14 protein-coding genes are annotated in these 15,048 nt (G+C 64.6%); 10 read left to right on the forward strand and 4 right to left on the reverse strand.

Annotation, left to right across the window (positions count from 1 at the left end):
* Together pqqB and pqqA are read right to left on the reverse strand one after the other, a co-directional pair.
* Entirely contained in the window at window positions 1-930 is a 930-nt protein-coding gene (gene pqqB / locus Q2M23_RS00330; protein ID WP_316393649.1) for a pyrroloquinoline quinone biosynthesis protein PqqB, read from the reverse strand.
* A gap of 160 nt (window positions 931-1,090) precedes the next feature.
* Window positions 1,091-1,171, reverse strand: a complete 81-nt coding sequence (gene pqqA / locus Q2M23_RS00335) for a pyrroloquinoline quinone precursor peptide PqqA (RefSeq protein ID WP_035635412.1) — start codon at window positions 1,169-1,171, stop codon at window positions 1,091-1,093.
* Between the two features lie 324 nt (window positions 1,172-1,495).
* Here pqqA and Q2M23_RS00340 point away from each other — a divergent pair, with 324 nt between their 5' ends.
* From Q2M23_RS00340 to Q2M23_RS00380, 9 genes are all read left to right on the forward strand, one after another.
* Window positions 1,496-1,753 carry a DUF6894 family protein gene (locus Q2M23_RS00340; RefSeq protein WP_028332662.1) on the forward strand — a complete coding sequence of 86 codons (258 nt, stop codon included), beginning with the start codon at window positions 1,496-1,498 and terminating at the stop codon, window positions 1,751-1,753.
* Between the two features lie 161 nt (window positions 1,754-1,914).
* Window positions 1,915-3,186: a PQQ-dependent sugar dehydrogenase gene (locus Q2M23_RS00345; protein ID WP_316393650.1), complete on the forward strand. Its 1,272-nt coding sequence runs from the start codon at window positions 1,915-1,917 to the stop codon at window positions 3,184-3,186.
* Between the two features lie 111 nt (window positions 3,187-3,297).
* Entirely contained in the window at window positions 3,298-3,864 is a 567-nt protein-coding gene (locus tag Q2M23_RS00350; RefSeq protein WP_076823972.1) for a c-type cytochrome, read from the forward strand.
* A 71-nt stretch (window positions 3,865-3,935) separates the two neighbouring features.
* The gene (locus Q2M23_RS00355) at window positions 3,936-5,327 is read left to right on the forward strand and encodes an amidase family protein (RefSeq protein ID WP_316393651.1); all 1,392 of its coding nucleotides are present in this window, start codon (window positions 3,936-3,938) and stop codon (window positions 5,325-5,327) included.
* 1 nt (window position 5,328) lies between these two features.
* Window positions 5,329-5,805 carry a glutathione peroxidase gene (locus tag Q2M23_RS00360; RefSeq protein WP_028332658.1) on the forward strand — a complete coding sequence of 159 codons (477 nt, stop codon included), beginning with the start codon at window positions 5,329-5,331 and terminating at the stop codon, window positions 5,803-5,805.
* A complete protein-coding gene (locus Q2M23_RS00365) occupies window positions 5,802-6,062 on the forward strand; it encodes a DUF3297 family protein (protein WP_316393652.1) in 261 nt (86 codons plus the stop codon). The genes Q2M23_RS00360 and Q2M23_RS00365 overlap by 4 nt, the downstream gene beginning before the upstream one ends.
* A 135-nt stretch (window positions 6,063-6,197) precedes the next feature.
* A complete protein-coding gene (locus tag Q2M23_RS00370) occupies window positions 6,198-7,367 on the forward strand; it encodes a mandelate racemase/muconate lactonizing enzyme family protein (protein ID WP_316393653.1) in 1,170 nt (389 codons plus the stop codon).
* A 184-nt stretch (window positions 7,368-7,551) separates the two neighbouring features.
* Window positions 7,552-8,613 (forward strand): hypothetical protein, encoded by a 1,062-nt coding sequence (locus Q2M23_RS00375; protein ID WP_316393654.1) that lies wholly within the window; start codon window positions 7,552-7,554, stop codon window positions 8,611-8,613.
* Window positions 8,614-8,913: 300 nt separating this feature from the next.
* Entirely contained in the window at window positions 8,914-11,277 is a 2,364-nt protein-coding gene (locus Q2M23_RS00380) for a TonB-dependent siderophore receptor (protein WP_316393655.1), read from the forward strand.
* Between the two features lie 142 nt (window positions 11,278-11,419).
* Here Q2M23_RS00380 and Q2M23_RS00385 read toward each other — a convergent pair whose 3' ends face one another.
* Window positions 11,420-12,772 carry a malonyl-CoA decarboxylase gene (locus tag Q2M23_RS00385; protein ID WP_057014905.1) on the reverse strand — a complete coding sequence of 451 codons (1,353 nt, stop codon included), beginning with the start codon at window positions 12,770-12,772 and terminating at the stop codon, window positions 11,420-11,422.
* A 158-nt stretch (window positions 12,773-12,930) separates the two neighbouring features.
* A complete protein-coding gene (locus Q2M23_RS00390; protein WP_057015094.1) occupies window positions 12,931-13,743 on the reverse strand; it encodes an AraC family transcriptional regulator in 813 nt (270 codons plus the stop codon).
* Window positions 13,744-13,817: 74 nt separating this feature from the next.
* On the opposite strand from Q2M23_RS00390, the gene Q2M23_RS00395 reads away from it, so the two are divergent.
* A complete protein-coding gene (locus Q2M23_RS00395; protein ID WP_076823985.1) occupies window positions 13,818-15,008 on the forward strand; it encodes an MFS transporter in 1,191 nt (396 codons plus the stop codon).
* The last annotated feature ends 40 nt before the right edge of the window (window positions 15,009-15,048 follow it).

Raw genomic sequence — 15,048 nt, forward strand, 5'->3', positions numbered from 1 at the left:
TCACAGCACGATCTCCGTTCCGTCGGAGGGAATCTGCCAGCCCGCCTGTTCGGCCGCCTTGCGTTCGGCCGAGGTCCCAAGCAGCGCCGGGTTGGAGTTGTTGATATGCAAAAACACTTTTCGTCCGATGTCGAGCCCGGCGAGGCTTTCGATCGCACCCTGATCGCCGGACATCGCGATATGGCCCATGCCCTGGCCGGTCTTGTTGCCAAGGCCCGCCGCGATCAGTTCGTCGTCGCGCCACACCGTGCCGTCGAAAAACACCAGCGGGGCGCCCTTGAGCCGTGATTTCAGGTCGTCAGTCACCCGTGCGCAGGCGGCCAGGAAATAGAAATATTTGCCGCTGCGCCTGTCCGCAATACGCAGGCCGAGCGTATCACCGACGCCGTCGGCGCCCGCCGGATGCGCCTTGCCCTCGAGATACCACGCGCCCTTGCCGGGAACCTCGAACGGCAGCACCTCAAGCCCGGACGGCGATCCGTCGGGCAGGGCCGGTTCGAAGGCCTGATCGACCGCGATCGGCCGGCGGTCGACGTTCTTGTCGCTGAGCACGTTGAAGATGCTGTTCGAACGCAGGATCGCAAGCACCCGCTCATGCGCGTAGATCGTGAACGGCGAACCCTCGCGCATCGACAATAGCCCGGCGACCGCGTCGATCTCGCCATTGGTGAGGATGACGCCCGCGATCGGGCTATGGCGCAGTGCGCCGTGCTTCGGATGCAGCTGCGGCGTGGCAATCAACTGCTGGCGCAGATCCGGGGATGCATTGACCAGGAACCAGTGCACGCCATCGCCGCTGACCGCGATCGAGGCTTGCGTGCTCTGCAGCTCGGGATGGTCGCTTCGCGCCGTCCTGCAGACGGCACAGCCGCAGTTCCACTGCGGAACGCCGCCGCCCGCCGCGGCACCCAGGACGACGACACGAAGCATGATCCGTCCCCTGGAGAAGCTTGGCCCTGGAGAAGTTTGTTGGACCCAGAAACGTTACGAGGTGGACCCCGGATTTGAAACACACTCCCTTGCTCGGGAGCGCGTTACGCCCGGATGTCCACCTGCGCTAAAACGCTAAACGTGTATGTGGCGCTGCCGCTTACTTGCGGGTTGCGCACATATACATGTTGATTTCCATGCCGACCGACACTTCGACGATCTTCGGTGCTTTCCAGGCCATTTGGCTCTCCTTGTTGCAACCGGACGAACTTTCCGCCCTGCAGAGTAAACTACTGTGGTTGGAAAAGTTCGCCAGTTAAATTTTCTGTAAGGTGCCGCCTCGAAGGGCATGCTGCACTGCGGCAAGCAAATCTTACCCACTCACAAATTTGTGCGCGCGTTTCCCGTCAAAAGCCCGTGGCATCAGACCTTTTTCCTGTTGTTCGCCACACGGTGAATGGTGATGTTGGAATAAGTAAACAGCAGCCCGCGGTCCTCCGAAGGTCCCGGTGGCGATCCGTGCTTCCCCGCGACGGGAGGCGACTAACCGAGCCGAGTTCAGCCGATGCCACGCTATTTCTTCAACACCCGTATCGGCGACGAGCTGATCTCCGATCCCGACGGCGAAATCCTGCGGGACCCCGATCGTGCGTGGGAAATGGCGCGCGCGATGATTCGCGAACTGCTCAAAACCGAGGGCGCCGATGGCGCGCTGCTCAGCGCCGTGATCGAGGTGACCGACGACGAGGGCGAGGTCGTGCTGGAGTTTCCATTCACGGAGGCGATCCTCGATCGCCCGGACCGCTCGATGACAAGGCACTGACGCTGGCCCCGCGCGGCCACAACCATGCGTTGGCCGATGTCCGGCATGCTTCCGATTGCAATTGTCCGGACAAATTCGCAAGACTATGAACGGAAAGCCGAACGGCGCCGGGCGACGTCAATGGCGCAATCAACAACGGCTTCCACCCAGGGGAGATCTTCATGAAAAAACACTCGTTCGCACCGCGCAGCTTGCTGCTCGCGGGGGTCATGCTCGGGGCGTTCACGCTCTCTGCTGCGGCGCAACAGCCGGCCGCGCCGGCGGCAGGTGCCGCCCCTGCCGCCCAGCCGCTGCCGCCTGGCTCGCCCTTGATCGGGCGTCCCGACAATGAAGCCGCCGCCAAGCTCGCGCCGGTGGCGCCGCCGCCGCTGCCGTCCGCACCCGACAAGCTGCCGCTCGCCAAGCTCAAGGTGCCGGCCGGCTTCAATGTCGAGGTCTATGCGGCCGGCATGGCCAATGCGCGCTCGCTGGCGCTCGGCGACAAGGGCACGGTGTTCGTCGGCAGCCGCCTCGTCGACAAGGTCTATGCGATCGTCAACAAGGACGGCAAGCGCTCGGTCAAGGTGATCGCCTCCGGTCTCTATCGTCCGAACGGCGTCGCCTTCAAGGACGGCACGCTCTACATCGCCGAACTCTCGAAGGTCTCCAAGATCGACAAGATCGAGGACAATCTGGATAACCCCCCGAATCCCACCGTCATCTACGACAAGCTGCCGAAGGACGAGGCGCATGGCTGGAAGTTCATCGCCGTCGGTCCCGACAACAAGCTTTATGTTCCGGTCGGACAGCCCGGCAACAACGTGCTGCATGATGCCGACCACGGCCAGATCCGCCGCATGAATCTCGATGGCTCCGGCGCCGAGGTCTACGCGCTCGGCGTGCGCAACACGGTCGGCTTCGACTGGAATCCCGAGAACAAGCAGATGTACTTCACCGACAACGGCCGCGATTGGCTGTCGGAGACGGTGCCGGAAGACGAGCTCAACCGCATCACCAAGGCGGGCGAGGATTTCGGCGCGCCGTACTGCTACCAGGGCAACATCATCGACCAGGAGCTCGGCTGGGGCAAGACCTGCAAGGACTACACCGCGCCGGTCGGCCTGATGGGCCCGCATACCGCGTCGCTCGGCATGCGCTTCTACACCGGCAGCATGTTCCCGAAGACCTACAAGAACGTGATCTTCGTCGCGCGTCACGGCTCCTGGAACAAGTCGCAGAAGCAGGGTGGTGACGTGGTCGCCGTCAGGCTGAACAAGGACGGCACCGTGAAGTCGATGGAGCCGTTCCTGACCGGCTTCCTCGAAGACAACAAGTATGCCGGCCGCCCGGTCGACGTGATGCTGCTGAAGGATGGCTCGCTGCTGGTCTCCGACGACTGGAACGGCGCGGTCTATCGCGTCAGCTACGGCAAGCCGAAGGTCGCCAATCAGTAACAACCACCAACGTCATTCCGGGCTGGTGCGACAGCACCAGACCCGGAATCTCGAGATTCCGGGTTCGCCCTTCGGGCACCCCGGAATGACACTGAAAGTCAGGAGCAGCCGATGCGTAAGTTCATGATCCCTGTGCTCCTGGTTGCATCCGCTCTTTCCGCAAATGCCGAGACCATCCAGGAGCGCGCCGCGGCGTGCTTTGCCTGCCATGGCGAGCATGGCACGTCGGAGACCGAGAACACGCCGTCGCTTGGCGGCCAGACGGCGCCCTATGCGCTGATCCAGCTCTTCATGTTCCGCGAGAAGCTGCGGGTGTTCGACCCGATGAACGAGATGGCGAAGCCGCTGACCGACGATGATTTGCGCAGCTTCTCGGACTTCATCGCGACCTTGCCGAAGCCCACGCCGCCCGCTGATGCCGGCGATCCGGCGCGGATGGCGCGGGGCCAGGCGCTGGCGCAGCAGAACCGCTGCAACAGCTGCCACAACACCGATTTCTCCGGCAAGGAGAATGTCCCGCGCATCGCCAACCAGCGCGAGGACTACCTCGCCAAGACGCTGGCCGAATACAAGGACAACAGCCGCCATGGCTATGACGCCACCATGGCCGACGTGATGCAGACGGTCACCAAGGAGCAGATCGGCGACCTTGCCTATTACATCGCGCATGTCCGCTGAAACATCAGGCGGCGGACCGCTGGCCATGTTCTCCGCGCGGCGCTAAAACGCAGCGTCACACGGAGTTGCACATGCAGGATATTTGGCGTCTGTCGGCGGCCGAGCTCGCCAGCCTCATCAGATCGAAGAAGGTCTCGGCGAAGGAGGCAGCGGAGGCGGGGCTCGCCCGGCTCGACGCGGTCAACCCGAAGCTCAACGCGGTGGTCGATCACCGGCCGGACGACGTGCTGGCGCAGGCGGCCAAGATCGATGCGGCCATTGCGCGCGGCGAGGCGGTCGGGCCGCTCGCCGGCGTGCCGGTCACCATCAAGGTCAATGTCGACCAAGAGGGCTACGCCACCACCAATGGGCTGAAGGCACAGCGCGACGTCATCGCCAGGGTCGACAATCCGGTGGTCGCCAATCTGCGCAAGGCCGGCGCGGTGCTGCTCGGCCGCACCAATTGTCCGGCGGTCTCCTATCGCTGGTTCACCACCAACCTCATTCACGGCGACACCAAGAACCCGCGCGATCCCGGCATCACCCCGGGCGGCTCGTCCGGCGGCGCGGGTTCGGCGGTCGCGGCCGGCATCGGCCACATCGCGCACGGCACCGATATCGCCGGCTCGGTGCGCTATCCGGCCTACGCCTGCGGCGTGCACGGCCTGCGGCCAAGCATGGGCCGCATCCCGGCCTTCAATTCGGCTTTGCCGGAGCGGCCGATCGGCCCGCAGATCAGCGCGGTGTCGGGCCCGCTGGCGCGCACCATCAACGATCTGCGCATCTCGCTCGCGGCGATGTCGGCGCCGGACTATCGCGACCCCTGGTATGCGCCGGTGCCGCTCGAAGGCCCACCGCGCGAGAAGCGCGTTGCGATGTGCCTCAATCCCGACGGTCTTAATCCGGTGCCGGAAGTGGTCGCCGCGGTGGCCGATGCCGGCAAGCGCTTGCAGAAGGCCGGCTGGATCGTCGAGGAAATTGCAAACACGCCGTCCTTGCGCGAGGCGGCCGAGATCCAGACCCGGCTCTGGCTCGGCGACGGCTATGAGGCCCAGCTCGCATTCGCCGAGCGCGAGGGCGATCCCGGCGCACTGGCCTGCCTGCGCGGCGTCCGCGCCCGGGTGCATCCGTTCGACCTGTCGCAGGCGCTGACCCGCCGCGCGACCCTGACGCGCGAATGGTTCGCCTTCTTCGAGAAATATCCGGTGCTGCTGATGCCGGTGTCCGGCGAGCTACCGTTCCCCGACCATCTCGACCGCAAGGACGAGGCGTCGTTCGCGCGGGTGTGGCACGCGCAGCTGCCGCAGATTGCGATCCCGTTCATGGGGCTTCCCGGGCTCGTGGTCTCCACCGGTCTCGTCGGACGGATCCCGGTCGGCGTGCAACTGGTGGCCGGACGCCACCGCGAGGATCTCTGCCTTGCCGCTGGTGAGGCGGTCGAGGCCGGCGGCACGCCGTCGTCGCCGATCGATCCGGTCAGCTGAGATGGCGACGGTTTACGATTTCACCGCCAAGTCGCTCGCCGGCGACGACGTACCGCTGCAGCGGTTCGAGGGCCAGGTGCTGCTGATCGTGAACACGGCGAGCGCCTGCGGGTTCACGCCGCAATACAAGGGCCTGCAGGAGCTGCACGCCGGCCTGTCGCCGCGCGGCTTCGCCGTGCTCGGCTTCCCCTGCAACCAGTTCGGCGCGCAGGAGCCGGGCGATGCGAAGCAGATCGCCGCGTTCTGCGAGACCAACTACGCCGTCACGTTTCCGATGTTCGCCAAGATCGACGTCAATGGCTCAGGCGCGCATCCATTGTACGAACACCTGAAACGTGAGAAGTCGGGCCTGCTCGGGCCCGCGATCAAATGGAACTTCACCAAGTTCCTGGTCGATCGCGCCGGCAAGGTCGTGGCGCGGCATGCGCCGACCGCCCGGCCCGAAGGATTGAGGAAGGACATCGAGGCGCTGCTATGAGCGACGACAACGACACCAACGACCAATTCCCCGACCGCCTCTCGGTCGATCCGAACAGCCCGTACTACAACGCGGAGATTCTCGCCCGCGATGTCGGCATCCGCTTCAAAGGCGCCGAGAAGACCAATGTCGAGGAGTACTGCATCAGCGAAGGCTGGGTCCGCGTCACCGCCGGCAATGCCAAGGACCGTTACGGCAATCCGCTGACCATCAAGGTGCACGGGCCGGTCGAGCCGTATTTCCGGGACAAGACGTAGCAACCGTCATTCCGGGATGGTCCGAAGGACCAGACCCGGAATCTCGAGATTCTCGGTGCGCAACTGCGCACCTGAGGGTTCGATGCTTCGCATCGCCCCGGAATGACGTGCCTAACAAATTGCGAAAGCAGCGCCATGTCCGTCCGCATCGTCGACGTCCGCGAAATCACAAAACCGATCTCCTCGCCGATCCGCAACGCCTATATCGACTTCACAAAGATGACCTCGAGCCTGGTGGCCGTGGTCACTGACGTGGTGCGCGACGGCAAGCGGGTGGTCGGCTACGGCTTCAATTCCAACGGCCGCTACGGGCAGGGCGGTCTGATCCGCGAGCGCTTCGCGCCGCGCCTCAAGGAAGCCGATCCGAAATCGCTGCTCGATGCCGATGGCGGCAATCTCGATCCGGACAAGGTCTGGTCGACGCTGATGTCGAACGAGAAGCCGGGCGGCCATGGCGAGCGCTCGGTCGCGGTCGGCACCATCGACATGGCGGTGTGGGACGCGGTGGCGAAGATCGCGGGCAAGCCGCTGTTCCGTCTGCTCGCCGAGCGCCACGGCCGCACCGCCAATCCGCGCGTATTCGTCTACGCAGCCGGCGGCTACTACTATCCTGGCAAGGACCTCGGCGCGCTGCGCAAGGAGATGCGTGGCTATCTCGACCGCGGCTACAACGTCGTGAAGATGAAGATCGGCGGCGCGTCGCTTGGCGAGGACCGCGAGCGCATCGAGGCGGTGCTGAAGGAGATTGGCAGCGCGGCGCAGCTTGCGGTCGACGCCAACGGCCGCTTCGATCTGGAGACCGCGATCGCCTACGCCAAGATGCTGCGCGAGTATCCGCTGTTCTGGTACGAGGAGGCCGGCGACCCGCTCGACTACGCGCTGCAGGCCGCGCTGGCCGAGTTCTATCCGGGGGCGATGGCGACCGGCGAGAACCTGTTCAGCCACCAGGATGCGCGGAACCTGATCCGCTACGGCGGCATGCGGCCGGACCGCGACTGGCTGCAATTCGATTGCGCGCTGTCCTACGGGCTCTGCGAGTATCAGCGCACGCTCGAGGTGCTGAAGACCCACGGCTGGTCGCCGAGCCGCTGCATCCCGCATGGCGGCCACCAGATGTCGCTCAACATCGCGGCCGGCCTCGGCCTCGGCGGCAATGAGAGCTACCCCGACCTGTTCCAGCCCTATGGCGGGTTCCCGGACGGCGTGCGCGTCGAGGGTGGCCACATCGTGATGCCCGACCTTCCCGGCATCGGCTTCGAGGGCAAATCCGATCTCTACAAGGAGATGAAGGCGCTGGCGGACTAAGTCCGGCCAGCGGGTGCCGATCCGCCGGGGGCGCGGGGTGGGCCCGAGCTTGCTCGCAAAATTATGTGAGCGATGCTCAAGAATTGTTGAACGTTGCTCATTTCTGGATATACTCATGAGAACGGGGCGCCTTTGTCCCGGATGATCGGGAGCAGGTGCAAAAACCGGCCGTGAGGATAGCCGCATGCCATATTCAGCCAAGGATCTCCGGGACGCCGCAAATGCCGGGGTGATCAGCCCGGCCGATCTGGAACGGTTGCTCGCTTTCCTGGCGAGCAGCGCCGGGCAGGGTTCGGCGGGCGATGCAAGTCCCGCCGCCAAATTCGATGCCGCGCATGTGCTCTGGTACGCCGGCGCGCTCATTGTGATCGGTGCCATGGGCCTGTTCTCGACCCTGGCCTTCACCCAGATGGGCGGCCGCGCGCTCACGGCCTGCGCGATCGCCTATGCGGTCGGGTTCAGCGTGGCGGGTCACCACCTCTGGCACGCCAAGAATCTGCGGGTTCCCGGCGGCCTGCTGATCGCGATCGCGGTCTCGATGGCGCCGCTCGCGGTCTACGGCATCCAGGACGAGCTTGGCTGGTGGGGCAAGTTCGGCAAGCCGGGAACCGTGCAGGACTTCTACGTCTGGGTGAAGGGCAGCTGGATCTTCATGGAGATCGCGACCGTCGCCGCCGGCATCGTCGCGCTGCGCTACTACCGCTTCGCCTTCATCGTCGCGATCATCTCGGTCGCGCTGTGGTTCATGTCGATGGACCTGGCGCCGTGGTTCAGCGGCATGGCTCACGCCGATTTCGAGATGCGCCGCAGGGTGTCGATCTGGTTCGGGCTTGCCGTGCTCGCGGTCGCCTGGATCGTGGACTATCGCAGCCGCAACGGCGACTTTGCGTTCTGGCTGCATCTGTTCGGCCTGATGGCGTTCTGGTGCGGAATTAGCGCGTCCGAAGGCTCAACCGAATTGAGCAAGGCGGTGTATTGCCTGCTCAATGTCGGCCTGATCGTGATTGCCGTGATTTTGATGCGGCGCGCCTATGCGGTGTTCGGCGCGTTCGGCATCTGCCTCTATCTCGGCCATCTCGCCGACGTCGTCTTCAAGGACTCGCTGTGGTTTCCGTTCTCGCTGTCGCTGATCGGCATTGCCGTGATCGCCGCAGGCCTGCTCTACCATCGCAACGAGCGTGCGATCACTGGCTGGATCGATGCGCATCTGCCGGCGGGGTTGCGGCCGCGGTCCGCAACCGCATGACCGCGACGTCCTGATCGTTTTAGAATCGCTACAATCTGGAATTGCTACAAGAAGTGCGGCGCGCAAGCGCCGCTCTTCGTTTCCAGGCGCAAATCCGGAAGCCGACAGAAACCATTCGCATCCTTGACTTTTCCAACCCTGCGCTCGCCGCGAGGTGTATCCGCGTCCATTCGTCGCGATTTTATTCCGTCGTCACGCAAAAATTTTCTCGCGCCCGTCGTCTGGACGCACAGCGCCGCACCTCTCTAGAGGACGGCGCATCGCCTTCAACGAAGGCGAGAGTTGCTTGGGGACGACGTCATGACATCAAGAACACAAGCCCATCGTCGCACTGTCTTGCTTGCGCTGCTCACGGCGAGCTATCTCGCGCTGAGCGTTCCGCTCGCAACGTCTGCCGCACAGGCGCAATCGGCGCCGTCGCAGGCCGGCGCCTCGTCGCTGCCGCCGGTGACCGTCACCGCGCCGGCCACGCAACGTCGCCGCAACGCACCATCGACATCGCGTAACACCGCCGCAGCACGAGGCCGCCGCACCCAGACGGCACGGCGGATCGCGCCCGCGGCGGCGGCAAAACCGTTCGCGGAATCGCAGGACGCCCGCACCGGCACATCGGGCTATTTCGCCAACAGCACGTCGGTTGCGACCAGGACCAACACCGCCATCGTCAACATCCCGCAATCGCTCAACGTGATCACGCGGGAGCAGATCCGCGACCAGAACTATCAGGGCCTCACCGACGTCACCCGCTATGTCCCCGGCGTTGCCGTGCATCAGGGCGAGGGCAATCGCGACGAACTCGTGATCCGCGGCGTCGATTCCAGCGCCAACTTCTTCGTCAACGGCTTTCGTGACGACGTGCAGTATTTCCGCGACATGTACAACGCCCAGAGCATCGAGGTGCTGAAGGGGCCGAGCGCGCTGACCTTCGGCCGCGGCGCCGGCGGCGGCCTGCTCAACCGCACCCTCAAGGAAGCCGACGGCAACCGCGTCTACGAGGCGACGGCGCAGACCGGCTCGTGGGGCGATCGCCGCGTCAGCCTCGATGCCGGACAGGCGATCAACGACAACGTCGCAGCAAGGCTCAACGTGTTCTACGAGGGTGCCGACGCCTTCCGCGATTTCAATCATCTGGAGCGCTACGGCATCAATCCGACGGTGACGCTGAAGCCCGACGACAACACCAAAATCAAACTGAGCTACGAGTACTTTCACGACGAGCGCACCGCCGATCGCGGCAATCCCTCGCAGGGTCTGCCGGGCGGCGCGACCCGCTTCAACCCGACCACGCCGTTCGCGCCGAACGGCGACTTCTCGACCTTCTTCGGCAGCCCAAGCCTGAACACTGCGCAGGCGACGGTGCAGACCGGCATGGCGATCATTGAGCACGATTTCGAGAACGGGCTGACGGTGCGCAACGGCACCATCGCCGCCGACTACCAGAAATTCTATCAGAACGTCTATCCAACGGGCGGTCCGCTCGCCGGCGCGGTCAATCCTGCCGACACCGCGGTCAATCTCGGCGCCTATCAGCACACGACGAATCGCGACAATGTCTTCAACCAGACCGATTTCACCTACAAGGCCTGGACCGGGCCGCTGTTCCACACCGTCGGCTTCGGCACCGAGTTCGGCCGGCAGACCGGCGTCGATATCCGCAACACCGGCGTGTTCCCGAACGGCACCAACACCATCGTGCAGAACCCGTTCGCGCCGACCTATTTCGGCCCGGTGACGTTTCTTCACCACTTCACCGGCACCAACAGCGACGGAGTCACCACGCCCGATTCGAACAGCCGCTATGCGCTGAACATTCAGTCCGGCTATCTCAGGGACACCATCGAGATTTCGCGCGCGGTGCAGATCATCGCCGGCGCCCGGTTCGATCGCTACGACATGTCGGCCACCGACATGAACACCAACATCAATCGCAATCGCGTCGATAATCTGGTGTCGCCGCAGGGCGCCCTGATCATCAAACCGATCGATTCGATGTCGGTCTATACCGCCTACAGCGTCTCCTTCCTGCCGGCCTCGGGCGACCAGTTCAGCGCGCTGAACGACGGCACCCTGATCCTGCAGCCGCAGCGCTTCGAGAATGTCGAGCTCGGCATGAAGTGGAACATCAATCCGAAGCTGCTGTTCTCGACCGCAGTCTACAATCTGAACCGCACCAACCAGCCGATCGCCGACGGCAACAATCCCGGCTTCTTCTTCCCCTCCGGCAGCACGCTCACGCGAGGCGTCGAGGCGAGCCTGACCGGCTATGTCACCGCGCAATGGCAGTCGTCGCTGGCCTATGCCTACACTGACGCGAAGATCACCGGCGCCACCTCGGCGACCGTCGTGCCCGGCAACCGCGTCCAGCTGGTGCCGTACAATCAGTTTGCCTGGTGGAACAAGTATCAGTTCACGCCGATGTGGGCGGCTGCGCTCGGCGTGATCTATTTCGGCGATTCCTTCGCCTCGTCCGACGATACGGCGCGGCTGCCGGGCTTCGTGCGCTTCGATGCGGCGATCTACGCCAAGATCGACGAGACCTGGAGCGCCCAGCTCAACGTCGAGAACATTTTTGACAAGGGCTATTGGGCGTCGGCTGACGGCAACAACAATATCTCGGCGGGACAGGGCCGCACGGTAAGGCTGATGGCGCGGGCGAGGTTTTAGCTTTCACCGTCATGCCCGAGCTTGTCCCGGGCATCCACGTCTTTGCCGCGGTCTACAAGAAAGACGTGGATCGCCGGGACAAGCCCGGCCATGACAACGGTAGAGAGGTGTGCTCGCAATGACGTGGAGAGGGGTTGGCCTGTCACCCCAACCGCATGTCCAGCAGCCGCCGGCCTTCGCCCTTCAACAGCTTCTTCACCGCGCTCGAGGCGATCACCTCGCCATTGTTGGCGTAGGCTTCGTGGTTCTTCTCGATGTCGTCGAGGCGGTAGAGGTAGTTGACCATGATGCCGGCGGATTCGCGCAGGCCCTTGGGCGAGAGATCGCCGAGCCAGTTGATCCGCTCCAAGCGTGCGCCGTTGCCGAGATGGAAGCGCGCGACCGAATCGATCAGTCGTCCCTTCGGCGTGCGCGCCTTCAGGAAATAGTAGGCGGCAAGCGGCTCCAGCACGGCGCGCAGCTGGGTCGCGAGCTCGGCGTTCTCGAACCAGTCGGGCTTGCCGAGGCTTTCCAGCAGCTGGCGGTCCTCCTCGGTGAGCGGCACGTCGTCGGCCTGCTTGACCCACTGCATGAAGCCCGGCACCGGCGATAGCGTCACGAAGTTGTCGAGCTTCGGCAATTCGCGGCGCAGCTCCTCGACCACCTGCTTGATCAGGAAGCTGCCGAAGGAGATGCCGCCAAGGCCGCGCTGGGTGTTGGAGATTGAATAGAACACCGCGGTGCGGGCGCGCTCGACCGGCACCGGCTCGCGCTCTTCGGCCAGCAGCGGCGCGATTGCGCCCGGGATGGCTTCGGTGAGCGCGACCTCGACGAAGATCAGCGGCTCGTCGGCCAGCGCCGGATGGAAGAAGGCGTAACAGCGGCGATCGATCGGATCGATGCGGCGGCGCAGATCGTCCCAATCGCGGATCTCGTGTACGGCCTCATAACGGATGATCTTCTCCAGAATATTGGCCGGAGACGACCAGTCTATCCTGCGCAGCACGAGGAATCCCCTGTTGAACCAGGACGAGAGCAGATGCACCACGTCGCGATCGAGCGCGGCAAGGTCCTTGTTGCCCTTCATCAATGAAAGCAGATCCGAGCGGATCGACACCAGTTCGCCGGTGCCGCCCGGCGCGCGATTGAGCCGGCGGATCAATTCCTGGCGGCGCGGCTCGGAGGCGAAATGCAGGTCGCTGGCGTCATCGCCATTGGCCTTGGCGCGCCAGCTTTCGATCGCCTGCGCCAGCTTGGCGTGATCGGGGCCAAAATCGCGGGCCAGCGTCTGGAAGAACGACAGCCGCCCGGCGGCATCGAGATGATGGTAGCGGTCGAGCACTTCGCGCGCCATCGCGGTGCCGGAGGCTTCGCCGCGGCCGGATAACAGCGCCTCGCACAATTCCAGCAGTTCGGAAGCATCCTGCTTGTCGTTGGCCGGGCTGGCGCGGCCGAGCAGGACGCGGCCGCGTTCGGAAATCGTCGAGAGCAGATCGGAGAAGAAGGCATTGGCCATGAGCAGGTCGTATCCAGCAGGTCGTATCCAATGAAGCCGGACCTTACACGGGATTTAAGGTCGGGAGCACAGCAATCAAGCGCATGGATCGTACGGAAATATGTCGCAGCGCGACAGCGGTATAATTCGTCGTCGCTGCGCCCGGTGACAAACCCGGTTCACGTTTTCTCGCACGTTTTCTCCGCGAACGCGGTCGGTGTCTTGCCGGTTACCTGGCGGAACGCGTGGGAAAATGCCGGTACGCTGGCATAGCCGAGGTCGGAGGCGACCTGCTTGACCGAAACGTTCGCGCTGCTCGACAGGCGCTCGATCGCGGCCGCGATGCGGGCGCGCTGGCACCAGCTCTTGAACGAGAGCTGCGTTTCCGCCGAGAACAGCCGCGACAGCGTCCGCGCCGAGGTGCCGACGGTGCGCGCCAGCGCATCGATGTCGTGGTCCTGCGTCGGATCGGCCAGCACGAGGTCGGCGGCGCGGCGGCAGCGCGGCTCCTGCGGCAACGGGATGAAGGTCGCGGAGTCCTCGGCCTGATGCAGCTCCAGCATCACGAGGCGGATCAACAGATCGGTGCGCTCGCGTCCGCATGAGGCGTCGAACAGCGCGAGGATCGCCTGGTGCACCAGCGGCGACACCCGCACCACGAATTCGTGGTCGAGGCTGTCACTGCGCTTTTCGCGCGCGAGCCAGGCCTGGTCGAAATACAGCGTGCGCATCTCGATGTCGGCAAGCACGTCGATCGCGTGCGGGAGCAGGGCAGGGACCCACACCGCGCGGTCCGGCGGCACCAGCCAGCGCCCCTTCGGCGTCGTCACCTGCATGGTGCCGCTGGCGGCATAGACCAGCTGTGCCTCGCGGTGCATGTGCGGGTCGAGCCGGACGCCCTTGCGGTAGCTGCGCGCCACCAGATGCACGCCGTCCCCGGTGACGCGCCGGTCCTGGTGGAGGGCTCTTATTGGCGGCTCAGCGATAGTCATTGGCGACATCCCGTCAGGACAAGCACCTATAACCTATTTTCGAGCAATTGAAGAATCGCGTGAGAGACGTGCCGATGAACAGTCCAAGCAACAGTCCCAGCCGGGTGATCACCTTCGTCAACGCCGCCCATTTCATCGATCACTACGCGATGCTGATTTTCGCCGCCGCCGTCATCATCATGGGTCCGGCGCTCGGCATGGCCTATTCGGAACTCCTGCCTTATGCGACCCCGGGCTTCATCGCCTTCGGCGCCGGCTCGCTGGTCACGGGCTGGCTCGGCGACCGCTGGAGCCGCCGCCACATGATGGTGATCTTCTTCGTCGGCATCGGCCTGTCGATGATCTCGGTCGGCTTCGTGCAGACACCGCTGCAGCTCGGCGCCGCACTGCTGGCGATCGGCGTCTTCGCCTCGATCTATCATCCGGTCGGCACCGCGATGATCGTGTCCTATGCCGAGAAGCTCGGCGCCCAGATGGGGATCAACGGCGTCTGGGGCAATCTCGGCGTCGCCTCGTCGGCGCTGGTGACCGGCGTGATCGGCCAGTATCTCGGCTGGCGCTGGGCCTTCATCGTGCCCGGCACGGTCACCGTGCTGATCGGCATCGCCTTTGCGATGACGGTGGTGCATGAGGACCGCAAGGGCTCCAGGCAGGCCGCAGCGCAGGTGCGGGTCGCCAAGGAGGACATGTGGCGGGTGGTGCTGTCGCTGCTGATCGTGGTGATCGCGATCTCCACCACCTTCAACGCGGTGACGGTGGCGCTGCCGAAGCTGTTCGCCGAACGGCTCGCCGACCTGACCAAGAGCCCGGCGCTGCTCGGCGTGATCGCGGCCGGGGTCTATGTGTTCGGCGCGATGACGCAGTACACCATCGGCAAGCTGCTCGACAGATATTCGCTGAAGACGGTGGCGCTGCCGCTGTCGTTCCTGCTGGCGCCGTTCCTTTATCTGGCGGCGAGCCTAAACAACCTGCCGCTGATCGTGGTCTCGATCGGCATCGTGATGGGCGCGTTCGGTCAGGTCACGGTGAACGATGCCATGGTCGGCAAGTACACCACCGAGGAATGGCGCTCGCGCGCCTATGCGGTGCGCTATTTCGTCGGCTTCACCGCGGCCGGCGCTTCCGTCGGCCTGGTCGCCTGGCTGTACGACCAGGGCGGCTTCTCGATGATGCTGCGCGCGTTCGCGGCGCTGTGCCTGCTGGCGATTGCGGCCGCGATCATCCTGCCGCGCGAGATCCGCACCCCGGCCGCGCAGGCGGGCTGACGCAGGCGTTTTGCCGCCCATTTAACGTTGCGACGAGGCG

This window comes from Bradyrhizobium sp. 33ap4, assembly GCF_032654765.1.
GTDB lineage: Bacteria > Pseudomonadota > Alphaproteobacteria > Rhizobiales > Xanthobacteraceae > Bradyrhizobium > Bradyrhizobium australafricanum.